Source organism: Streptomyces sp. NPDC021100, assembly GCF_044333095.1.
In the GTDB taxonomy this organism is placed as follows: domain Bacteria; phylum Actinomycetota; class Actinomycetes; order Streptomycetales; family Streptomycetaceae; genus Streptomyces.
Genome location: NZ_JBIRQH010000019.1, coordinates 1 through 22,759 on the forward strand (window position 1 = coordinate 1; position 22,759 = coordinate 22,759).

The window sequence follows — 22,759 nt, forward strand, 5'->3', positions numbered from 1 at the left end:
TTACCAGATCCGTTTTCCGTTCCGTTTCCGGTTCGGATTCCGTTTCCGGCCCCCTGTTGGAGCGGGGTTTCGCCTTCTCGCTTTCGCTTTCCGGCAGTTCCGACTTTATCAGATCCGATTCAGTCGGTTTTTCCGACCGCCTGACGTTCTTCCCTTCACGCCGAAGCGCTACAGGGTTCCCGTCGCGGTGGAGCCGTAAACGTACTGGACGGCCGCGCCCGGATGCAAATCGAGGCGGGCGCGGCCGTCCATGCGGCTGACGGAGCGTCAACCGGAGGTGCGTCAGACCTCGATGACCACGGGCAGGATCATCGGGCGCCGGCGGTACTGGTCGGAGACCCAGCGGCCCACCGCGCGGCGGATCAGCTGCTGGAGCTGGTGCGGCTCGGCGATGCCGTCCGCGGCCGCCTTGGCGATGGACTCCTCGATCTTGGGCACCACGGCGTTGAACGACGCGTCGTCGATGCCGGAGCCACGGGCCTGGATCTGCGGGCCGCTGACGACCTTGCCGGTCGTGGAGTCGACGACCACGAAGACGGAGATGATGCCCTCGTCGCCCAGGATGCGGCGGTCCTTCAGGGAGGACTCCGTCACGTCGCCGACCGAGAGGCCGTCCACGTACACGTAACCGGCCTGGACCTTGCCGACGATCTTCGCGGCGCCGTCGACCAGGTCGACGACCACGCCGTCCTCGGCGATGACGATGTGGTTCTTCGGCACACCGGTGAGCGCGCCCAGTTCGGCGTTGGCGCGCAGGTGGCGCCACTCGCCGTGCACCGGCATCAGGTTCCGCGGCTTGCAGATGTTGTAGAAGTACAGCAGCTCGCCCGCGGAGGCGTGACCGGAGACGTGGACCTTGGCGTTGCCCTTGTGGACGACGTTGGCGCCCCAGCGGGTCAGGCCGTTGATCACGCGGTAGACCGCGTTCTCGTTGCCCGGGATCAGGGACGACGCCAGGATGACGGTGTCGCCCTGGACGATCCGGATCTGGTGGTCCCGGTTGGCCATCCGGGACAGCGCCGCCATCGGCTCGCCCTGGGAGCCCGTGCAGACCAGCACGACCTGCTCGTCCGGCAGGTCGTCCAGTGCCTTGACGTCGACGACCAGGCCGGCCGGGACGCGCAGGTAGCCCAGGTCACGGGCGATGCCCATGTTGCGGACCATCGAGCGGCCCACGAAGGCCACCCGGCGGCCGTACTCGTGCGCGGCGTCCAGGATCTGCTGGATGCGGTGCACATGGCTGGCGAAGCTGGCGACGATGATGCGCTTCTGGGCGCCGGCGAAGACGGTCCGCAGCACGTTGGAGATGTCGCGCTCCGGCGGGACGAAGCCGGGGACCTCGGCGTTGGTGGAGTCCACCAGCAGCAGGCCGATGCCCTCCTCGCCGAGCCGCGCGAACGCGGGCAGGTCGGTGAGGCGGCGGTCCAGCGGGAGCTGGTCCATCTTGAAGTCGCCCGTGTGCACCACCATGCCGGCGGGGGTGCGGATGGCGACCGCCAGGGCGTCCGGGATGGAGTGGTTGACCGCCACGAACTCCAGGTCGAAGGGGCCGAGGGCCTCGCGGTGGCCTTCGACGACCTCAAGGGTGTACGGGCGGATGCGGTGCTCCTGGAGCTTCGCCTCGATCAGCGCGAGGGTCAGCTTCGAGCCGATCAGCGGGATGTCCGGCTTCTCGCGGAGCAGGTAGGGGACGCCGCCGATGTGGTCCTCGTGGCCGTGCGTGAGCACGATGCCCTCGATGTCGTCCAGGCGGTCCCGGATGGACGTGAAGTCCGGCAGGATCAGATCGACTCCGGGCTGCTCCTCCTCGGGGAAAAGCACTCCGCAGTCGACGATCAGCAGACGGCCGCCGTACTCGAAGACCGTCATGTTGCGGCCGATCTCGCCGAGACCGCCGAGCGGCGTGACGCGCAGGCCGCCCTCGGGGAGCTTCGGCGGGGGACCGAGTTCAGGGTGCGGGTGACTCAAAAGACTCTCCTCACCACGCACGCCACATGTCCCGGGGACACATGGCGCGCGTGACATTCGTGCACTTGCAGTTGTGGATGACCGGTGTTCGGTTGTTGGGCTTGTTCAGTTGTGAAGCGGTATTCGGTTGTGAAGTCTGCGGGCGGCCCGTCGCGCGGTGACGCGGACGGTCGCGCGCCCTCTCTTAGAGCTGTACCCCGCCGGCGGTCAGATCGCGCTTGAGCTGTTCGGTCTGCTCGGAGCCGAGCTCGACCAGCGGCAGCCGCAGGGGCCCGGCCGGCAGGCCCTGCAGGGCCAGTGCCCGCTTGGTGGTGATCACACCCTGCGCCCGGAAGACGCCGGTGAAGACCGGCAGCAGCCGCTGGTGGATCGCCGTCGCCTTGGTGACGTCACCCGAGAGGTGGGCCTCCAGCAGGGCGCGCAGCTCGGGGGCGACGAAGTGGCCGACCACGGAGACGAAGCCCACCGCGCCGACGGCCAGCAGCGGCAGGTTCAGCATGTCGTCGCCGGAGTACCAGGCCAGTCCGCTGCGGCTGAGGGCCCAGCTCGCCGCGCCCAGGTCGCCCTTGGCGTCCTTGTTGGCGACGATGCGGGGGTGCTCGGCGAGCCGGACCATCGTCTCGGTCTCGATCGCGGTGCCGCTGCGGCCCGGGATGTCGTAGAGCATCACCGGGAGCTCGGTGGCGTCCGCGACCGTGGTGAAGTGCTGGTACAGGCCCTCCTGAGGGGGCTTGTTGTAGTACGGCGTCACGGCCAGCAGGCCGTGGGCGCCCGCCCGCTCGGCGGCGCGGGCCAGCTCGACGCTGTGCCGGGTGTCGTTGGTGCCGGCTCCGGCCACGATGTGCGCCCGGTCGCCGACGGCCTCCACAACCGCCCGTACGAGCTGCGCTTTCTCCGCGTCGCTGGTGGTGGGCGACTCGCCGGTGGTGCCGTTGACGACGAGGCCGTCGTTGCCGGCGTCGACCAGGTGGGCGGCGAGCCGCTGCGCGCCGTCGAGGTCGAGAGCGCCGTCGGAGGTGAAGGGGGTGACCATCGCGGTCAGGACCCGTCCGAAGGGCGTCTGCGGTGTGGAGATCGGAGCCATGGGGGCCACGCTACTCGTTGCTCACCGTGAGGTACTCCCTCGGGGAGTGTGCAATGGATCCCGGCACTGCCTGCTCGGGGGTTCAAACAGTGCCGGGTCCGTTTATTCAGCCTAAATGAAGAGGTCGAAAGGTCGCAATACGGACAACCCGCCACCGGGGCTCATCGGGGTGCCCGTCCCTCCCCCGGGCTCCCGCGCTCCGGAGCGGCACGGCCCTTCCGGGGCGGCGACGGCGTGGATCGACTGCACCGACCCCGTCCGCCCGCCAGGTGTCCGGCGGTTGAGATTTTTCACAGACGTCCCAGAAATCGGGCACCAAATCGGGCGTTCGAGCGTCTTTACGGGTGACAACACCTTCGAGGTTCCTAGGAGAGCCCACCATGTTCCGCCGGCGAGAGCCCGTACCGTTCGCCTTCGTCGCCGAAGCCGAGCGGTATCGCAGCAACATCACGCCGCCTCCTCAGCGCGCCAGTCGCTCGCAGATCGTCGGGCGGGTGCTGATGGGGCTGACGGTCACCGCCGGGCTGGCCGGAGCGCTTCTGTTCGGCATGCCCGCGATGGACACCAGCCCGCAGAACACCCACCACTCGCAGAGCACTCAGGCGTCCAACCGCTGAGGGCGGTTCACCCGAAAAGGGCCCGGTCGACAAGACGACCGGGCCCTTTTCCGTACCCCGAGGGAGTCTCAGCGCGCCGCGCGCACCGGCTTCCCGTCGTGCAGCGCGATCGCCCGCTGCATGGCCTTGCGGGCCCGCGGAGTGTCCCGCGCGTCGTGGTAGGCCACGGCGAGCCGGAACCAGCTGCGCCAGTCGTCCGGGGCGGCCTCCGTCTCGGCCCTGCGGCGGGCGAAGACGGCGTCCGCCGAGTCCCGGTCCACCCGGCCGCTGGGGGTCCGCTCCAACTCGTCGACGGGCAGTCCGCCCTCGGCCTCCAGCTCGCGCGCCAGCCGGTTGGCGTCCCGCGCGAACTTGGTGGTCTGGTAGAGGAACCAGGCGCCGATGAACGGCAGGATGAGGACGGCGACGCCGAAGGCGACCGTGATGGCCGTGCCCTGCTCGATGAGCATGACGCCGCGGCTGCCGACCAGGACGAAGTAGACGACCAGGACGGCGGCCAGCCCGAAGTAGACGATCTTCGCGCGCATCGTCGATCAGCCCAGATCCAGGAAGTGCTCGAGGCCGAAAGTCAGCCCCGGAGTCCGCGGCACCCGGCGGGCGCCCAGCAGGATGCCCGGCATGAAGCAGCTGTGGTGCAGCGAGTCGTGCCGGATGGTGAGCGTCTCGCCGGTGTCGCCGAGCAGCACCTCCTGGTGGGCCAGCAGGCCGCGCAGCCGGACGGAGTGCACGGGCACCCCGTCGACGTCGGCACCGCGTGCGCCGTCCAGCGCCGTGGTGGTGGCGTCGGGCTGCGGCGCGCAGCCGGCCTCGCGCCGCGCGGCGGCGATGAGCTGCGCGGTGCGGGTGGCGGTGCCGGAGGGGGCGTCCGCCTTGTTCGGGTGGTGCAGCTCGACGACCTCGACCGATTCGAAGAACCGGGCGGCCTGCCGGGCGAAGGCCATGGTCAGGACGGCACCGATGGAGAAGTTCGGCGCGATGAGCACTCCGGTCGACGGGGAGGCGTCGAGCCAGGAGCGGAGCCGGGCGAGGCGGTCCTCGGTCCAGCCGGTGGTGCCGACGACGGCGTGGATGCCGTTGCGGACACAGAACTCCAGGTTGTCCATGACGGCGTCGGGGTGCGTCAGTTCGACGGCGACCTGGGCCCCGGCCACGGTCAGGGCCTCCAGGTCGTCGCCCCGGCCCAGCGCGGCCACCAGTTCCATGTCGTCGGCGGCCTCGACGGCCCGGACGGCCTCGGAGCCGATGCGGCCCCGGGCGCCGATGACCGCCACGCGCAGCTTGCTCATCGTTCCTGCTTCCTTCGACGGTGACACTAGGAGACGGCCTCGTGCAGGCGGGCGGCCTGCCTGTCCTTCAGCGGGCCGATCACGGACAGCGAGGGGCGCTGCCCCAGGACGTCGCGGGCCACCGCGCGGACCTCGTCCGGGGTGACGGCCGAGATGCGGGCCAGCATGTCGTCGACCGACATCTGCTCGCCCCAGCACAGCTCGCTCTTGCCGATGCGGTTCATCAGCGCGCCGGTGTCCTCCAGGCCGAGGACCGTGGAGCCCGAGAGCTGGCCGATCGCGCGGCCGATCTCCTCGTCGGACAGGCCCTCGGAGGCGACCAGGTCGAGCTGGTCGCGGCAGATCCGCAGCACGTCGTGGACCTGGCTGGGCCGGCAGCCGGCGTAGACGCCGAAGAGGCCGCAGTCGGCGAAGCCGGACGTGTACGAGTAGACCGAGTAGGCGAGGCCGCGCTTCTCCCGGACCTCCTGGAAGAGCCGGGAGCTCATGCCGCCGCCGAGCGCCGTGTTGAGCACGCCGAGCGCCCAGCGGCGCTCGTCGGTGCGGGCCAGGCCGGGCATGCCGAGGACGACGTGCGCCTGCTCGGTCTTGCGGCCGAGCAGCTCCACGCGTCCCGCGGTGCGGAGGGTGCGGGAGCCGGAGCGCGGCGCGACGGGCACGGCGTCCGTACGGGACAGCGCGCCGGCCCGGTCGAACGCGGCGCGGACCTGGCGGACGACCTTGGCGTGGTCGACGTTGCCGGCGGCGGCGACGACGAGGCGGGTGGGGTCGTAGTGCTTCTTGTAGAAGCGGGCGATCTGGTCGCGGCCGAGCGCGTTGATCGTGTCGACGGTGCCGAGGACCGGGCGGCCGAGGGGGGTGTCGCCCAGCATGGTGTGCGCGAACAGGTCGTGCACGCAGTCGCCGGGGTCGTCCTCGGTCATGGCGATCTCTTCGAGGATCACCCCGCGCTCGGCGTCCACGTCCGCGGCGTCGATCAGGGACCCGGTGAGCATGTCGCAGACGACGTCGATGGCCAGCGGCAGGTCGGTGTCGAGGACACGCGCGTAGTAGCACGTGTACTCCTTGGCCGTGAAGGCGTTCATCTCGCCGCCGACCGCGTCGATCGCGGCGGAGATGTCGAGCGCGCTGCGCTTGGCCGTGCCCTTGAAGAGCAGGTGCTCCAGGTAGTGGGTGGCGCCGTTGAGCGTCGGGGTCTCGTCGCGCGAGCCGACGTTGGCCCAGATGCCGAAGGTGGCGGAGCGGACGGACGGCAGGGTCTCGGTGACGACGCGGAGGCCGCCGGGAAGGGTGGTCCTGCGGACCGTGCCGATGCCGTTCTCGCCCTTGAGAAGCGTTTGGGTACGGGCGACGGCCCGCCCCTCCGAGGAGGTGCGGGCCGTCTTCCGTGTACTACGGGACGTCACTTGGCGGACTCGTCCTTGGTCTCGGCGGTGTCGTCGTTCTCGCCCTCGATCACGGGGACGAGGGAGAGCTTGCCGCGCTGGTCGATCTCGGCGATCTCGACCTGGACCTTGGCGCCGACCCCGAGCACGTCCTCGACGTTCTCCACGCGCTTGCCACCGGCGAGCTTGCGGATCTGCGAGATGTGCAGCAGGCCGTCCTTGCCGGGCATGAGGGAGACGAAGGCACCGAAGGTGGTGGTCTTGACGACCGTGCCCAGGTACCGCTCGCCGACCTCCGGCATGGTCGGGTTGGCGATCGCGTTGATCGTGGCGCGGGCGGCCTCGGCGGCCGGGCCGTCGGCGGCACCGATGTAGATGGTGCCGTCGTCCTCGATCGTGATCTCGGCGCCGGTGTCCTCCTGGATCTGGTTGATCATCTTGCCCTTGGGGCCGATGACCTCACCGATCTTGTCCACCGGGATCTTGACGGTGATGATCCGCGGGGCGTTGGGGGACATCTCGTCCGGCGTGTCGATGGCCTCCATCATCACGTCGAGGATGTGCAGGCGGGCGTCGCGGGCCTGCTTGAGGGCCGCGGCCAGGACGGAGGCCGGGATGCCGTCCAGCTTGGTGTCGAGCTGGAGGGCGGTCACGAACTCCTTGGTGCCGGCGACCTTGAAGTCCATGTCGCCGAAGGCGTCCTCCGCACCGAGGATGTCGGTGAGGGCGACGTAGTGGGTCTTGCCGTCGATCTCCTGGGAGATCAGGCCCATGGCGATGCCGGCGACGGGGGCCTTCAGGGGCACACCGGCGTTCAGCAGCGACATGGTGGAGGCGCAGACCGAGCCCATGGACGTCGAACCGTTGGAGCCGAGGGCCTCGGACACCTGGCGGATCGCGTAGGGGAACTCCTCGCGGGTCGGCAGGACCGGCACGATCGCGCGCTCGGCGAGCGCGCCGTGACCGATCTCGCGGCGCTTGGGCGAACCCACGCGGCCGGTCTCGCCGACGGAGTACGGCGGGAAGTTGTAGTTGTGCATGTAGCGCTTGCGCGTCACCGGCGAGAGCGTGTCGAGCTGCTGCTCCATGCGGAGCATGTTCAGCGTGGTGACACCCAGGATCTGGGTCTCGCCGCGCTCGAACAGCGCGGAGCCGTGCACCCGCGGGATGGCCTCGACCTCGGCGGCCAGGGTGCGGATGTCGGTGACACCGCGGCCGTCGATGCGCTTCTTCTCCTTGATCACGCGCTCACGGACCAGCTGCTTGGTCAGCGAGCGGTACGCGGCGGAGATCTCCTTCTCGCGGCCCTCGAACTCCGGGAGGAGCTTCTCGGCGGCGACCGCCTTGACGCGGTCCAGCTCGGCCTCGCGGTCCTGCTTGCCGGCGATGGTGAGCGCCTGGGCGAGCTCGGGGCGGACGGCGGCGGCGAGCGCCTCGAAGACGTCGTCCTGGTAGTCCAGGAAGACCGGGAACTCGCCGGTGGGCTTGGCGGCCTTCGCGGCGAGGTCGGCCTGGGCCTTGCAGAGCACCTTGATGAAGGGCTTCGCGGCCTCGAGACCGGCGGCGACGACCTCCTCGGTGGGCGCCTCGGCGCCGCCCGCGACCAGCTGGATGGTCTTCTCGGTGGCCTCGGCCTCGACCATCATGATCGCGACGTCGCCGTCCTCCAGGGCGCGGCCCGCGACGACCATGTCGAAGACGGCGTCCTCGAGCTCGGTGTGCGTCGGGAAGGCCACCCACTGGCCGTTGATCAGCGCGACGCGGACGCCGCCGATCGGGCCGGAGAAGGGCAGGCCGGCCAGCTGCGTGGACGCGGAGGCGGCGTTGATCGCCACGACGTCGTACAGGTGGTCGGGGTTGAGCGCCATGATCGTGGCGACGACCTGGATCTCGTTGCGCAGGCCCTTCTTGAAGGAGGGGCGCAGCGGGCGGTCGATCAGGCGGCAGGTGAGGATCGCGTCCTCGGAGGGCCGGCCCTCGCGGCGGAAGAAGCTGCCGGGGATCTTGCCGGCGGCGTACATCCGCTCCTCGACGTCCACCGTGAGCGGGAAGAAGTCGAGCTGGTCCTTGGGCTGCTTGGACGCGGTGGTGGCCGACAGCACCATGGTGTCGTCGTCCAGGTACGCGACGGCGGAGCCGGCGGCCTGCTTGGCCAGGCGGCCCGTCTCGAAGCGGATGGTGCGGGTGCCGAAGGCGCCGTTGTCGATGACGGCCTCGGCGTAGTGGGTCTCGTTCTCCACCAGGGATATCTCCTCGTCGGATCCATGTGCCGTCCGCGCCCGTGTGGCGGGGACGGTGGTGGAGGGGCGCGCTGTGCTCTGTGCGGGCCGGTCTTCGATCGAAGCACCCGGAATTCCCCGTTCCGGGGGCCACTACCGAGGACCGGCGGAGAGTCCGCGCTCCTCCTGACATGCGTCGTGTTCGTTATGCCGTGCGTTGTGCCGTTGTGGGACCAGAGTACAAAGCTTCCGTGTCCCACGAGATACGCGAAGGGAGCGGCCCCCCGAAGTGGGAACCGCTCCCTCGTTCACGTCTTACTTGGCGCCGGCGGCACCGCGGCGGATGCCGAGGCGCTCGACCAGGGCGCGGAAGCGCGTGATGTCCTTCTTCGCCAGGTACTGCAGCAGGCGGCGACGCTGGCCGACCAGCAGCAGCAGACCACGGCGGGAGTGGTGGTCGTGCTTGTGCTTCTTGAGGTGCTCGGTCAGGTCCGAGATGCGGCGGGTCAGCATCGCGACCTGGACCTCGGGGGAGCCGGTGTCGCCCTCCTTGGTGGCGAACTCGGACATGATCTGCTTCTTCGTAGCGGCGTCGAGCGACACGCGATACTCCTTATGAGTCTCGTTTGGCCACCGAGTGCCCCTGGTCTTGGTCTCAGGGGAGCTTCCGTTACTCGGGAGGCGGGGTCCGCTGGGCGCTGTCCCCAGACACCGCGAAGGGCGGTCCGGGGGCGCGTACACATACGGCCGTCACACAGCGTACCAGCAGCCCTGACCGGGGCGTCACCCGCTGGTCATGCTCCGGGCCGCGGAGTACACGTCCAGTACCGCCAGGCACAGCGGCACCAGGGCGAGCAGGAAGGCGCTCTCGGCGAGGTCGGAGAGGCGGCCCCAGAACGGGGAGAGCCCCTTCTTGGGGACGATCAGCGCGATGCCGACGATCAGCGCGGCCCCGGCGGCGACGGCCGCCGCCAGCCACACGGTGTGCACGTCGAGCGGGCCGCGGTCGCCCTCCATCACCATCTTGCGGACCGCCTCGCCCGGCGGGTTCAGGGACAGGCCGAGCACCAGCAGCCCGAGGCCCGCGAGACCGGCCGTGAGGACGGCCGCGACCTGCGCGGTGTAGCGGAAGAGGCGGGCGCGCAGCAGCATGGCGGCGCCGGTGGCCAGGGCCAGCAACTGCGCCCACATGTCGTGGGAGAAGCCGAGGACGGCACAGGCGCCGACGACGACGGCCGCGCTGCCGCCGACCAGGCCCAGCAGCATCTCGTGGCCCCGGCGGGCCTGCGCGGCGACGCGGTCCGCGTTGACGGGGTCCACGGGCCCGCCGGCCGGCACGCCCGGCTCGCGGTCGGGGTCGCCCGCGGTCGCCGAGCGCGGGGCGGCGTAGCCGATGGGCAGCCGGGCCACGCGGGCGGACAGCCCGGGGAGGAAGGCCAGGGCGCCGACCGCGACGACGGCGCAGACGGCGGCGGTGTCGGTGGGGCTCGCGCCGGCCAGGATCGCGCAGAAGGTGGCGAGGGTGCCGACCGCGGAGGCGAAGACGGCGGCGACGAAGGGGGCGTCCCCGCTGGGCATGACCGCGGCGAGCACCACGGAGGCGACGAGCACGGTGACGCAGCCGAGCAGGAACTGGAGGCGGCCGACGCCCTCGCCGCCCCGGAGGGCGATCAGGCCGGATCCGGCGATCATCAGGTGCGGCAGGGCGGAGAGGCCCATGGCGACGGCGGAGGGCCGGTCGTCGTAGACGCGGGCGCGGACGCCGGAGAGGGCCGTCAGCAGGATGCCGACCGCGGCGGCGATGATGCCGGGCAGGCTGTGCATGTCGTGCCGCGCCGGGTCGGCGAACCAGAGGACGAAGCCCAGCAGGACCAGCAGCAGGGAGCCGCCGGCCAGGCCGGAGCCGCGCAGCAGCCGCTCGTTCCACAGGGTGCGGTCGCGGGTGACGGCGGCGGCGACCGCGTCGGCGACGTCGTCGTAGACGGCGGGCGGCAGCGACTCGGTGAACGGACGCAGACGCAGGAGCGCGCCGTCGAGCACGCGCTGGGCACCGAGCGAACGCGCCGGTTCGAGCACGGTGCCGTCGGTGCCCACCAGGTGGTAGCCGGGCGGGGTGGTCCCCTCGGCGGTGTGCCCGGTGAGCCGGAGGATCTCCGGGAGGAGATCGGCGACGGCGACGTCGTCGGGGAGGGCGACGTCGATCCGGCTGTCGGGCGCGACGACCGTCACTCGGCTGTAACCGGTCGTTGTGGTCGGACTCACCTTGGAGGGCCCCCTCGTTGCCTGCTGTTCCACCCGCCGGTCCCGCGGTCTGCCGCCGGTGGTCCCGCGTGTTGACGGGCCGACACCATACCGGGGCCCACCGCTGTGTTATGCACGTAGGATCATCGTCGCGCGGAGACAGGCCACCACCAGGGGGGCGCCGGTCGCAACCGCCCAGTCCGCACGCGAGGGATTGATACTCCGGTGAGTCAGATCGTCGTCAAACGTCCGCCCCGGGTCATGCCGCCCGAGCCCGACGCGGATGAGCTGCAGCTCGAATCCCCTCCCGAACTGCCCCGCGGGCAGCAGGAGGGCATGGCGATGCAGCTGCTGCCCATGCTCGGCATGGGCTCGTCGGTCGTCTTCTTCTTCATGCCCGGCACCCAGCCGTTCATGAAGATCATGGGCGTGATGATGCTGCTCTCGACGGTCGCGATGGCCATCGCGCAGGTCGTCCGCTACCGCAAGGGCTCACAGGGGGCGGCCGTCGACGGCCGGCGCGACTACCTCAAGTACCTGGCGCAGACCCGGCGGAAGGTGCGGCGTACGGCTCGGGCGCAGCGGGACGCGCAGTTCTATCTGCACCCCGGGCCCGAGCAGCTGTGGGCGCTGGTCGCCGAGCGGAGCCGGCTGTGGGAGCGGCGCGTCTCCGACAAGGACTTCGGGCAGGTGCGGATCGGTCTGGGCCCGCAGCAGCTCTGGACACCGCTGGTGGCGCCGACGACGGCGCCGGTGGAGGAGCTGGAGCCGCTGTCGGCCGGTGCCATGCAGCAGTTCCTGGCGACGCACGGCTCGCTGGACGGGCTGCCGGTGGCGGTGTCGATGCGCGCCTTCTACCACGTGGTCGTCACCGGCGAGGCGGACGCCGTGCGGGGCGCCGCGCGGTCGATGGTGGCGGGCCTGGCCGCCCTGCACTCCCCCGACGACCTGGTGATCGCGGTGGTCGCGGACGGCGAGGCGGCGCCGGAGTGGGACTGGACCAAGTGGCTGCCGCACACCCAGGCACCCGGCACGGCCGACGGCGCGGGCACCAAGCGGCTGTTCAGCGACCACCTGCCGGAGGTCGAGGAGTTGCTGGGCAAGCGGCTGGAGGGGCGCACCCGGTTCAGCCGGGACGCCCAGCCGGTGCTGGACCAGCCGCACGTCGTGGTGGTGCTGGACGGCGGCGCGGTGCCGCCGGAGTCGCTGCTCGCCTCGCCCGAGGGGCTGCAGGGCGTCACCGTCCTGGAGATCGCCCCGGGCGAGGAGGACGAGCCGCGCGGCGGGCTGTGCGTCACCGTCCGGCCGGGCGCGCTGCGGCTGGAGTCGGCGACCGCCGTCTACCAGGGCGTGCCCGACGACCTGCCGGTGCCGGTCGCCGAGGCGCTCGCCCGGCAGATGGCCCCGCTCTGCGCGGGCGCCGCCGGGGACGACGAGGAACCGCTGCTGGCCAACCTGGAGTTCACCGACCTGCTGGGGCTGGGCGACGCCGCCTCCGTGGACACGGCCACGACGTGGCGGCCGCGCTCGCGGGCCGACCGGCTGCGGGTGCCGATCGGCGTCGGCGAGGACGGCGCGCCCGTCATGCTCGACCTCAAGGAGGCGGCGGAGGACGGCATGGGCCCGCACGGCCTGTGCGTCGGCGCCACCGGTTCCGGCAAGTCCGAACTGCTGCGGACGCTGGTGCTGGGCCTGGCCGTCACCCACTCGTCCGAGAACCTGAACTTCGTCCTCGCCGACTTCAAGGGCGGCGCGACGTTCTCCGGCATGGCCGAACTGCCGCACGTCGCGGCCGTCATCACCAACCTCGCCGACGACCTCACGCTCGTCGACCGCATGCGCGACTCCATCACCGGTGAGCTCCAGCGCCGCCAGGAGCTGCTGCGCGCCGCGGGCAACTACGCCAACCTCAACGACTACGAGAAGGCGCGGGCCGCGGGGGCGCCGCTGGAGCCGCTGGCCTCGCTGGTGCTGGTCATCGACGAGTTCAGCGAACTCCTCACCGCCAAACCCGACTTCATCGACATGTTCATCCAGATCGGCCGCATCGGCCGGTCCCTGGGCGTGCACCTGCTGCTGGCCTCGCAGCGCCTGGAGGAAGGCCGGCTGCGCGGCCTGGACACCTACCTGTCGTACCGGATCGGTCTGCGGACCTTCTCCGCCGCCGAGTCCCGTACGGCGCTGGGTGTGCCGGACGCGTACCACCTGCCGTCCGTCCCGGGCTCCGGCTACCTGAAGTTCGGCACCGACGAGATGACGCGGTTCAAGGCCGCCTACGTGTCGGGCACGTACCGCGACGGCGCGGGCGCCCTGACCCGTACCGGCCCGCTGCCCGCCGACCGCCGACCGGTGCTCTTCACGGCGGCGCCGGTGCCCGTCCGCTACCAGGCGCCGGACCCGGACTTCAGCTACACCCCGGCGCGGCCGGACGACGACGCGCTCGCCGACACCGTCCTCGACGTCATCGTCCGCCGGCTGGAGGGCCAGGGCCCGGGCGCCCACCAGGTGTGGCTGCCGCCGCTCAACAAGGCGCCGTCCATGGACCAGCTGCTCCCCCGCCTGACGGCCACCCCCGAGCGCGGTCTGCACTGCCCGGACCCCCAGACGACCGGCGGCCTGCGAGTCCCGCTCGGCCTGCTGGACAAACCGTTCGAGCAGCGGCGCGACGTCCTGGTCCGGGACTTCTCGGGCGCGGCGGGCCACATGCTGATCGTCGGCGGTCCGCGCTCCGGCAAGTCCACGCTGCTGCGCACCCTGATCGCCGGGTTCGCGCTCACCCACACCCCGCACGAGGTGCAGTTCTACGGGCTGGACTTCGGCGGCGGCGGGCTGAGCGCCGTCGAGGGGCTGCCGCACGTCGGCGGCATCGCGTCCCGGCTGGACCCGGAGAAGATCCGCCGGACGGTCGCCGAGGTGACCGGCGTCCTCAACCGGCGCGAGGAGTTCTTCCGCGACAACAGCATCGACTCCATCGCCACCTACCGCCGGCTGCGCGCATCCGGGCGGCTGCCCGACGAGCCGTGGGGCGACGTCTTCCTCGTCATCGACGGCTGGCAGACGTTCAAGACGGACTACGAGATGCTGGAGCTGTACATCGCCGACATCACCACGCGCGGTCTCGGTCTCGGCGTCCACCTCGTCGTCACCGTCTCCCGCTACATGGAGATGCGGGCCGCGCTCAAGGACCAGTTCCTGAGCCGGCTGGAGCTGCGGCTCGGCGACCCGCTCGACTCCGAGCTCGACCGGAAGGTCGCGGTGAACGTCCCGGTGGGCGTGCCCGGGCGCGGTATCACCGCCGAGAAGCTGCACTTCCTGGGCGGTCTGCCGCGCGTCGACGGCGGCTCGGGAGGCGGCGACGACCTCTCGGACGCCACCGCCGACTTCGTCAAGGCGGCGGTGGACGCCTGGCCCGGCCCGCACGCGCCGCAGGTCCGGATGCTGCCGCGGATGCTGTCCGCCCGCGAACTGCCCGACGGGCACGCGCAGCCGGGCCGCGGCGTGGCCATCGGCCTCGACGAGATGAACCTCGCGCCCGTCTTCGTCAACTTCGAGACCGACCCGTTCTTCGCGGTCTACGGCGAGAGCGAGTCCGGGAAGACGGCGCTGCTGCGGCTGCTGATCAAGCAGCTCACCGAGCGGTACACGCCCGAGGAGGCGCTGTTCCTCGTCGCCGACTACCGGCGCAGCCTGCTGGAGTGCGTGCCGGAGCCCTACCTCGTGGGCTACGCCACCACCCAGAACGCCTTCACCGAGTACCTCACCGACATGAACACCCTGATCGGCAGCCGCATCCCGGGCACGGACGTGACCCCGCAGCAGCTGCGGGACCGGAGCTGGTGGAAGGGCCCGCGGGCGTTCATCATCGTCGACGACTACGACCTGGTCGCCACTTCGTCGGGCAACCCCATGGCACAGCTGGTCGACAACCTGCCCTACGCGCGCGACGCCGGCGTCAACATCATCCTCGCCCGCAGCAGCGCGGGCGCGGGCCGCTCCGCGTACGAGCAGTTCATCCAGCGCTTCAAGGAACTCGGCGCCCAGGGCGTCCTGCTGTCCGGCAACTCGACCGAGGGCGAACTCCTCGGCAACGTCAAGCCGCGCCCGCTGCCGCCGGGGCGGGGGTTGTTCGTGTCGCGGCGGGGCGGGGCCTCGCTGGTGCAGACGGGGTGGGTGGCGGCTGCGGAGTAGGCGGGGCGTGGGGGGCCGTTTACTGCGCGGCCGGCCCGGGATCACGGTGTCCCGGGCCGGCGTGCGGGGAGCCTCCAGGCGTCGACGAGGGCGTGGCGGCGGCGGTTGGCGAACGCTTCCCGGGATCCGGTGCCGAGGTAGGAGGTGCCGGAGGGGTGGAGGAGGAAGAAGCGGTCGGTCTCGTCCAGGAGGTGGACTGACCCTTCGTACGTCTCGTAGGCCACGGGGAAGAGGCGCTGTCCCAGGTGCGCCGCGAGTTTCGCGACGTCCTCGGCGATGCCGACGTGTCCGCCGTCCGGTTCGGTGATGAGGCGCACCCGGTCCGCGAGGGGCAACTCCAGGCCGCCGTATGTGCGGAGGAACGCCTCCGCCGTCCGGGTCGGGGCCAGTTCCTTGCCCTGGTCGCGGAAGTCCCGGACGCGTTCGGCGACGTGGCCGGCGAGCGCGTCGCCGACGTCGCGGCCGGGGTACCAGCCGTGGGCCTTGAGCCAGAGCTCGGTCTCGTCGGTCCGGTCCGTCGTCGCCGGTCGGTCGTCGCGTTGCCATGGCTCCGATTGTTCCGGGAGGGCGGGGGCGCGTCGTCGGCTGTCTGCCAGCCGGTGGCCGGCCGGAGGCGAGCCGGTGAGGGGCATCGCCGGTGGGTGACCGGTCGGCCGTCGGCTCGGCAGGGGCCCGCCGACCGGTCGCGGATCGGCGGCCGGGTGAGAGCCCGCTTGTCGCCGGCCGGTCAGGGGGCAGCGCCGGCCGTCGGCTCGTTCTCGGGGACGGCCGTCGGAGTGAGCGGGCGCTGGCCCGCGTACCCGGACAGTTCACCGAGGGCCCCGGCGAGGCCGTCCCCCTTCTCCAGAACCGTGCGGGTCTCCGCCGCCAGCCGCACACCGATGCCCTCGGCGCCTTGCCGGCCGGCGGAGACGGTGCAGGTCACGCCGGGGTGCGGACGCTTGCTCGAGGTGCCGGGCAACAGCTCGACGGCCTTCTCGGCGGCCCCGAGCGGGATCGCGCCCACCGCCTCCCGGACGTCCTTCAGCAGCCGCTCCGCGATGTCGTCGAGCGAGCCGGCCGCGAGGCGGAAGGTCTCGTCCAGCCGGACGGGTCCGTGCCCGCGCAGGCCGACGACGCGGAAACGGGTGGCCCGGGTCGCGAGCAGGCCGTGCCGGTGCAGGACGTAGACGAGCACCATGGCCGTCTTGACGAGATCCGCCACCACGTCCTCGTCCGGCAGGCGGCCGAGCCGCCACTCGTGCGCGGCAGCGGCGATCCGCCGGGGCGCGCGCCCCTCGGCGAGAGCGGCCAACCCCTCTTCCACGGACTCCCCGAGGACCCACCAACCGCCGGTGTCGGCGGCGAACAGCCGCCCCCGCTCGTCGACGAGCAGCGGCGTCTCCCCGTCCGCGACGCCCAGCGGGAACAGCCGCGCCCCGATCTCCCGGCCGAAGTCGGCCGCGGCTCGGACGGTGTAGCGGGCGCGCGTCGGGTCGACGACGCAACCGCGTGCCGCCACCTCAGTGCCCGGCCCGGCGGGTGGCACGGTCAGGCCGTGAAACGACCGCAGCGCGTCCTCCGCCGCGGGGAAGGGCTCCCAGGACGCCTGGCCGTCCGGCGAGACGGTACTCACCGCCGTCAGCATGCCGTGCAGGGCGTTGTATCCGGCGTCGCGGCCGGGGGCCCAGCCCGCCGCGAGCAGGGCTTCGCGACCTCTCCCGCTCATGGGCGGCTGATCCCGACGCCCAGGCGGTCGAGGAGCGCGGTGCAGGAGCGGCAGGGCAACGTGACCTCGCCATGTTCCGGATCGCCCTGCTCGCGGATCTTGCGCGACATGACCAACGCCCCGGCGAAGTGCGGCGCCCCCTCCTCAAGGGTGGTGCTCCGACCGTCGCCACGGCTCTCGTCCAACCCCCAGAACTGGTCGGACACGAGGGCGGATTCGGCGCAGTAGCCGATGTAGGGCTCGCGAAGTTCGGCGGAGAGGGTGTCGAAGAACTGCCGCACGGCCGGGTGAAGATCCGGCTCCCCCTCGCCCACGAGGTTCATCATGCTGAAGATGCGCCCCTGGACAAGAAGGCTGGCGGCCGTACTGGGAAACGTACTCACGGCGCCTCCTCAAGCTCGTAGTGACGTCCCGTGAACAGACAACCGAGCACTTCGTAGCGTTCCTCACCCAAGTAATAGTCACCGGACCAGTGAGTGAGGAAAAACCTGCCGGACGGGTCCGCAAGAGCCATGGCCCGATCGTTGTTCACGTAGGCCACGGGAAACAGCGGGCGGTCCAGCCATTCCGACAGCTCGGCAATCGACTGGGAGAAGATCTCGTCCACGTGCCGGATGGTGAACGTGACGTAGTCCCTCTCCGGATCGAACCCCGGGAAGGGGACCCGTAGAAAACAAAACTCGCGGACGAAGTCCACTGCAGACGGGAACGGCTGCACCTCATACCCGTTACGCGCCATCGAAACGACTGCAGATTCGACCAGTTCGTCCGCTTCCGCCCCTTTGTCGCGCCCAGGCTCCCAGCCCGCGTCAACCAATCGACGCTCGATCTCCTCACGAGCCAGCTGAACGGCCACCCAATTCCCCTCGCTTCCTAGCCACTCCGACCGATGATACCCAGCTTCGGCAATACCTGGCGGCAGGACATACACGCGGGCTGATGCATACCGTGCGTCAGCACTTCACCCGTGTCAGGGTGACGTTGCTTGCCGATGACGCGCGTTTCCATAATGCCCCCCTCAAGAACCTTTCTGGCATCCTCGGGAGTCCGGATCGACTTACCCGTCGGATCCATCTGATGCAGACGGTCGGAGACCAAAGACATCTCTGCGCACTTGCCGTGCCCGACCCCGGTGGGCCCCCCGGAATTCAGTACGTCGTCGTACATTTTTCCCAGGACCGGGTGCACATCGGGCGTCTGCGCGGCGCGCGCTATCGCCCTCTTGTCTTCAGGCAGGTCCTGCGAGACCTTCTTCTGCTGAAAACTCGTATGGGAGGTGATGACTCCGTTGTGCAGGAACGCACCCGCACAGCCGGAGGGCATCTTGGCCTTCCCGGGTGGCACTTGGCCACCTGGCCACTGAACGGACTCCGTGGCCTTGTCCGCCAGATCCTTGGACTCGCGGGACAGTTCCTTGCTCTGCTGCTCCGGGCTCAGGTGCGCGACGTCCAGCGGCTCCCCCCGGTGGTGACGCGTCTCCTTGGCGGTACGGCCGTGCCAATCGGGACTCGGGTCCATCGGACGTCCCCGGTCGCCATCTCCCGAGGAACCGTTCCCTTGACCACCCGAACCGCCCGAACCGTTCCCTCCGTGGCCGCTGCCCCCGCCGGAGCCGTGCGCCGTTTTCTGGTCGGGGTGGCGGTTCTTGACGCCGTCCATGCTGTCCTGGACGTGCTTGTCGTGCTTCTTCTGGGCCTTGCCCGCCTCGGAGAGGCCGTCGCCGACGTCGTTCAGGTGCTTCTTGAGCTGCCCGTGCGCGTCACCGAGGGACTTCATCGCCTTCTCGGTGACCTCTTCGATCGCCTTGGCCAGCGAACCGCGGCCGCGCGTGCGGCCGAAGTGGTGGAGGGAAGCGTGGAGGTGCTTGCCGCCCTTCTCGTCGAGGTGCTTGGAGTGCTCGTGCACCTTGCCGGTGAAGGTGTTGTGCTCGTACTCGTCGAAGACGAGGTCGCCGCCGCCTCCGCCGCTTCCGTCTGCGCTGGCGAGGATGAGGCCACCGCCCCCGCCCCCTCCATAGGCGCCACCAGCGCCGCCCGCGCCGCCCGCGCTGGCGATCTTCAGGTTGTCCTTGCCCGCCTGGAGCGTCTGCTTGAGGTTGATGCCGTCCTGCGCGCCGAGGCCGTCGGAGACGACCTGGACGACGAGGTCCGTCGTCATCGAGTCCAGGGCGGCGAAGACCGGACCCGTCACCACGGACATCACTTCCTGCACGGCGGCCTCGGCCGCGCCCTTCAGGATGCGCTTGACGACCGTCCGCGTCACCGCGACCCCGCCCAGCGCGCCGAGCTCCGACAGGCCCAGGGTGAACGGCGCGGCGGCCTGCGCCGTCGCCACCTCGGCGGCGAGGATGCCCAGTTGCACGATGGCCGCGCCCTTGGCGCCCGCCACGACGACCGCCGCCGCGTCCAGACCGCCGGCGAGCAGCCGCCCCGCCTCCGCGAGGTTGTGCAGGTGTTTGCCGTTGAGCTTGCGGACGTGCCCCTCGATGGCCTGCGTCATCTCGCCGCGGTTGGTGGAGATGAGCCGGTTCAGGGCGACGTTGGAGTCACCCCGGCCCGCGTCCACGTCGGTCGCGAAACCGCGGAGCGACTTGGCCATCTCGCGGTAGTCGTCCTCGTCGACGTTCGGCCAGTTGACGCCGATCAGGTCGAGCACGAAGGCCAATTTGTCCGGTAGGACGACTCCCATCTCTGTTCCCCCGTCAGAACACTGTCAAGATCCGAACCCTCCGACCTTAGGCAAGAATCCGTTCGTCCTCAATTTCATTGCCCGTGGCGGAGCGCACACCTCCGTCGGCCCCCCTGCCGCACTTGCCGAAAGCCCCCGTGGCGCAAGCCCGGTGGCCGGTAGCCTGGCCGCGGGCTCGCGGGTGCGGGCCCGCGGCGCTCGTCATCCGTGCGGAAAGGAACTCCTCTGATGGCCACCCAGCGTGAGACGGAAGAGCTGTACGCCATGGACATCTCCGGCGTGGAATGGCTCAGCGCTCCGGACACCCCGACGAAGGAGCGCGTGGAGATCGCCTATCTCCCGGGCGGCGCCGTCGCCATGCGCAACTCCGAGGACCCGGACACGGTGCTGCGGTACACGGCGAGCGAGTGGCGGGCGTTCGTGTTGGGAGTGCGGGACGGGGAGTTCGACATCACGTGAGACGCGCGTGGCCTCCGCCGTCTCCTGAGGAGACGGCGGAGGCCACGGTGCGAGTTCCGTTCTCGCCGCTCAGGACCCGCTCTGCGTCGGCGGCTGCTGCGGCGGGTAGGGCGGCTCCGCCGGCGTCGTGCCTCCGTAAGGACCGCCACCGTACGGCCCGGCGGCCGCAGCCGCCTGCTGCCGCTGCTGCTTCGCCCTAGCCTTACGCCGCCCCCGCCGCACCATCAGCGCCACCAGCACCGCCCCCGGCACGGCGACGGCGATGGCACCGCCGATAAACCACGGAAGATTGTCGTCCTTGTCCTTGGACTTGCTCTTCTTGCCCGTCGCGAGGGCCGGTTCGTGGGTCACGGGAGCACTGGGCGTCGCGCCCTTCGCCGACGACTTCCCGTCCTTCTCGGCGGCTTCAACCAGCGGGTTGACGTCAGGCGGACCAGGGTTGCCCTTGTTTTCCAGCGCGTTCTCGCGCGGGCGGATCAGTCCGTAGCCGACGTATTCGCTGGGCACCTTGCCGCGCGGCGGCCTACCGGCGGTGTCCAGAAGGACGCGCAGGACCTGGTTACCTGTCCACTTGGGGTGCAGGGACCAGACGAGGGCGGCGCTGGCAGAGGCCAGAGCAGTGGCCTGGCTGGTGCCCCTGCTACGGCAGTACCCCGTCTTACCGCCGCATATCGTGGGAATATCGACTCCGGGAGCGGACAAGGCTGTCTGCGGGCCGTGCGTCGAGAACTTCCCCGCTTGCAGACGTGTATCGACAGCGCCGACGCCCACGACTCCTCGCATCGCCGCCGGATACTCGACAGCGTTGGTCTTGTCCCCCTCGTTTCCGACGCCTGCGAAAAGGAGCTTTCCCCGCTTTACCGCGTAGTCCACGGCACGCTGGATCTGCGCCTTCTGCTTGTCATCCACTGAGGCCGCAGCACTGGCAATGGACATGCTGATGATGCGCGCATCGCTGTCGGCCGCGTACCTAATGCCATCGGCAATGGCTGCGGTGTCGCCCAAACCCGACATGACCTTAACGGGCAGAATGTGCGCTCCGGGGGCGAGTCCCCTCACCTGCATGTCGCTTTGGCCACTGCCGGCGATGAGCGCTGACATAGCCGTGCCATGAAGATCGTCGGCTTCTCGACCGTCCTTGCCTTCCTCACCGAGAACATAACTCTTCCCGGGAAGCACCTTCCCCCGCAGCTCCGGCTGGGAAGCACGCACACCGGTATCCAGCACCGCAACGGTGATGCCTTTGCCTGTGGTCTTTTCCCACATGCGCTCGGCTTGCATGGTCTCCAGGTACCACTGTCCTTCGCGGACCGTTCCGGCATGCGCGGAGGGGGCGGCGACGCCCCCGACGGCGAGCAGAGAACTCAGGGCGGGCGCCAAAACCAGCAGGCGGCGACGAGCGCCCCTCATCATCGTCTTGTTCACGTGTTCTCTGCTCACCATCCGACGTCGGGTACGGGTGTTACTGGACCACTGGGGGAACGTTATCGGGCCCGCCCCCGGTCCAAGTTTCCTCGTCCTCTGTAAGGTAGCCGGGACCCTGAGCCTGCTTACGCTCCTTCTCCGCCTCGCGTTTGCCCGTTCCCGCAGCACCGCCCCCACGGATGAGCCCGCTTCCGCCCGGCGTGAATTCACGTCGGGCTCCCATGGCTCCCGCAGGACCTCCCACGACACCGCCGGACTGCGACGCATACCGCCTCGCAGCAGCCCCGGGTCCGCGAGAAGAGAAGCCTGAACCCATGCTCCCCGGAGCGCCCATCATTCCACGGCCCATTTGCTGCGCTTCGCCACCGATGACGGTTCCCCGCGGAATGCCGCGGCCGCTTGCCGCCCCGGGTCCCGATACGGGCGTGCCACCGATGACACCGGGATCGACTCTCGGCACGGCGGGCACTTTCCCCACCCCGGGGACACCGACACGGCCAGGGTCGACAGCGCTCCGGCCCGTCCTGCCCGTGTTCACCGGCGAAGTCCGCTGAGGGCCCGTTCCGTTGGGGCCTTGCGGCCATCCGCCCCCAGGGCGGGGATACCCGGGAAGTACCGGACCCGTCGGCAACTGCGGCATCGGTGGGACCGACCGGGAATGGTCGGTCGGGATCTGGGGTCCCGTGCCGGACGGAGTCGTCGTCGGAGCGGGCGCAGGAGGCGCAGCAGGGCCACTGTCGATGCGCGTGCCGGTCGTGCCCTGGTCGGAACCCGTGCCGTCGTGCCCACCCGCGGGCACGTGCACCGGACCCGTTCCGGTGTCGCCGTGTGCCGGAGGCGGGACCTGTGCGCCTGAGGCGTCCGGGTAGGCGGAACCGACCGTATGCGTCGCCGCACCACTCCCGCCTCGGGCTCCGCTGCCCGCCGCTGCGCTGTAAGGCTGCCTCCCGGCAGAACCGCCGGCGGCGGACCCGCCGGACGGGCCGTACGGCTCGCTCGAGTCACCATACGGGTCGTCAATACCCCATGAGCCGGGCATCGGCCGGAACTCCGGGATCTCCAGCTTATGGATCGTGGAAGCGGCCACCCTGCACTTCGAGGCAGCCGTTCTCACGAAAGGCATGACCTTTTCGCGCTTGGCCTCCACCGTCTTCATGCGGGCCTTTTCCTTGTCCGCATCCGCATAGCATTGCGCAACGGCATCGACTGGAGTGTCCGAGACGTGCTTGACAGCCGTCTGGAGGTCGCTGCCGGCATCAGCCATCTCCGCGCCGGTCACTCCGGCGACGTGGGCCAGTTTGATGATCTGCTTCGCGAAAGTGTCACCCCAGTCGCGGAAGGCATCGCCCCCCTCGCCCTTCCACTCCGTTCGGCCGACGTGTCCCTTCAGCTCGTGGCCGATACTTTCGATCTCCTCCTTGGCGTCCTTCAGGGCGTTGCCCTTGGCGCTCAACTCCTGGCCCTTGGCTCGGATAAAGGAGTAGTAGATGG

The 22,759-nt window shown here is 70.5% G+C and carries 17 protein-coding genes; 3 read left to right on the plus strand and 14 right to left on the minus strand.

What is annotated here, in order from left to right; genetic code table 11:
* Positions 1-282: 282 nt before the first annotated feature.
* Positions 283-1,968 (minus strand): ribonuclease J, encoded by a 1,686-nt coding sequence (locus tag ACH4PU_RS27950; RefSeq protein ID WP_398277734.1) that lies wholly within the window; start codon positions 1,966-1,968, stop codon positions 283-285.
* A gap of 184 nt (positions 1,969-2,152) precedes the next feature.
* Positions 2,153-3,052 carry a 4-hydroxy-tetrahydrodipicolinate synthase gene (dapA, locus tag ACH4PU_RS27955; protein WP_398277737.1) on the minus strand — a complete coding sequence of 300 codons (900 nt, stop codon included), beginning with the start codon at positions 3,050-3,052 and terminating at the stop codon, positions 2,153-2,155.
* 380 nt (positions 3,053-3,432) lie between these two features.
* Here dapA and ACH4PU_RS27960 point away from each other — a divergent pair, with 380 nt between their 5' ends.
* Positions 3,433-3,669: a hypothetical protein gene (locus tag ACH4PU_RS27960; protein WP_398277740.1), complete on the plus strand. Its 237-nt coding sequence runs from the start codon at positions 3,433-3,435 to the stop codon at positions 3,667-3,669.
* Between the two features lie 68 nt (positions 3,670-3,737).
* Here ACH4PU_RS27960 and ACH4PU_RS27965 read toward each other — a convergent pair whose 3' ends face one another.
* From ACH4PU_RS27965 to eccD, 6 genes are all read right to left on the minus strand, one after another.
* A complete protein-coding gene (locus ACH4PU_RS27965; protein WP_398277743.1) occupies positions 3,738-4,196 on the minus strand; it encodes a hypothetical protein in 459 nt (152 codons plus the stop codon).
* Between the two features lie 6 nt (positions 4,197-4,202).
* Positions 4,203-4,955 carry a 4-hydroxy-tetrahydrodipicolinate reductase gene (gene dapB, locus ACH4PU_RS27970; RefSeq protein WP_398277746.1) on the minus strand — a complete coding sequence of 251 codons (753 nt, stop codon included), beginning with the start codon at positions 4,953-4,955 and terminating at the stop codon, positions 4,203-4,205.
* A 26-nt stretch (positions 4,956-4,981) separates the two neighbouring features.
* Complete coding sequence (locus tag ACH4PU_RS27975; RefSeq protein ID WP_398277749.1) at positions 4,982-6,361, minus strand: M16 family metallopeptidase; 1,380 nt, start codon at positions 6,359-6,361, stop codon at positions 4,982-4,984.
* Positions 6,358-8,580, minus strand: a complete 2,223-nt coding sequence (locus ACH4PU_RS27980) for a polyribonucleotide nucleotidyltransferase (protein WP_398277752.1) — start codon at positions 8,578-8,580, stop codon at positions 6,358-6,360. The genes ACH4PU_RS27975 and ACH4PU_RS27980 overlap by 4 nt, the downstream gene beginning before the upstream one ends.
* A 294-nt stretch (positions 8,581-8,874) precedes the next feature.
* A complete protein-coding gene (gene rpsO, locus ACH4PU_RS27985; RefSeq protein ID WP_185945964.1) occupies positions 8,875-9,162 on the minus strand; it encodes a 30S ribosomal protein S15 in 288 nt (95 codons plus the stop codon).
* 180 nt (positions 9,163-9,342) lie between these two features.
* Positions 9,343-10,821, minus strand: a complete 1,479-nt coding sequence (gene eccD / locus ACH4PU_RS27990; RefSeq protein ID WP_398277756.1) for a type VII secretion integral membrane protein EccD — start codon at positions 10,819-10,821, stop codon at positions 9,343-9,345.
* 204 nt (positions 10,822-11,025) lie between these two features.
* Here eccD and eccCa point away from each other — a divergent pair, with 204 nt between their 5' ends.
* Positions 11,026-14,988, plus strand: coding sequence for a type VII secretion protein EccCa (gene eccCa / locus ACH4PU_RS27995; RefSeq protein WP_398277759.1), 3,963 nt, complete (start codon positions 11,026-11,028; stop codon positions 14,986-14,988).
* A 41-nt stretch (positions 14,989-15,029) separates the two neighbouring features.
* Here eccCa and ACH4PU_RS28000 read toward each other — a convergent pair whose 3' ends face one another.
* From ACH4PU_RS28000 to ACH4PU_RS28020, 5 genes are all read right to left on the minus strand, one after another.
* Positions 15,030-15,620 (minus strand): SUKH-3 domain-containing protein, encoded by a 591-nt coding sequence (locus tag ACH4PU_RS28000; RefSeq protein ID WP_398277762.1) that lies wholly within the window; start codon positions 15,618-15,620, stop codon positions 15,030-15,032.
* Positions 15,621-15,715: 95 nt separating this feature from the next.
* Positions 15,716-16,696, minus strand: a complete 981-nt coding sequence (locus tag ACH4PU_RS28005; protein WP_398277765.1) for an SUKH-3 domain-containing protein — start codon at positions 16,694-16,696, stop codon at positions 15,716-15,718.
* Positions 16,693-17,079 (minus strand): YwqJ-related putative deaminase, encoded by a 387-nt coding sequence (locus ACH4PU_RS28010; protein WP_398277768.1) that lies wholly within the window; start codon positions 17,077-17,079, stop codon positions 16,693-16,695. Before ACH4PU_RS28010 ends, ACH4PU_RS28005 begins: the two co-directional genes overlap by 4 nt.
* Positions 17,076-17,552: an SUKH-3 domain-containing protein gene (locus tag ACH4PU_RS28015; RefSeq protein WP_398277771.1), complete on the minus strand. Its 477-nt coding sequence runs from the start codon at positions 17,550-17,552 to the stop codon at positions 17,076-17,078. The genes ACH4PU_RS28010 and ACH4PU_RS28015 overlap by 4 nt, the downstream gene beginning before the upstream one ends.
* Before the next feature lie 17 nt (positions 17,553-17,569).
* Positions 17,570-19,384, minus strand: coding sequence for a YwqJ-related putative deaminase (locus tag ACH4PU_RS28020; RefSeq protein WP_398277774.1), 1,815 nt, complete (start codon positions 19,382-19,384; stop codon positions 17,570-17,572).
* 228 nt (positions 19,385-19,612) lie between these two features.
* On the opposite strand from ACH4PU_RS28020, the gene ACH4PU_RS28025 reads away from it, so the two are divergent.
* Entirely contained in the window at positions 19,613-19,843 is a 231-nt protein-coding gene (locus ACH4PU_RS28025) for a DUF397 domain-containing protein (RefSeq protein ID WP_004947576.1), read from the plus strand.
* Between the two features lie 69 nt (positions 19,844-19,912).
* On the opposite strand, the gene ACH4PU_RS28030 is transcribed toward ACH4PU_RS28025, so the two are convergent.
* Positions 19,913-21,268, minus strand: coding sequence for a S8 family serine peptidase (locus ACH4PU_RS28030; RefSeq protein ID WP_398277778.1), 1,356 nt, complete (start codon positions 21,266-21,268; stop codon positions 19,913-19,915).
* Positions 21,269-22,759 lie beyond the last annotated feature (1,491 nt).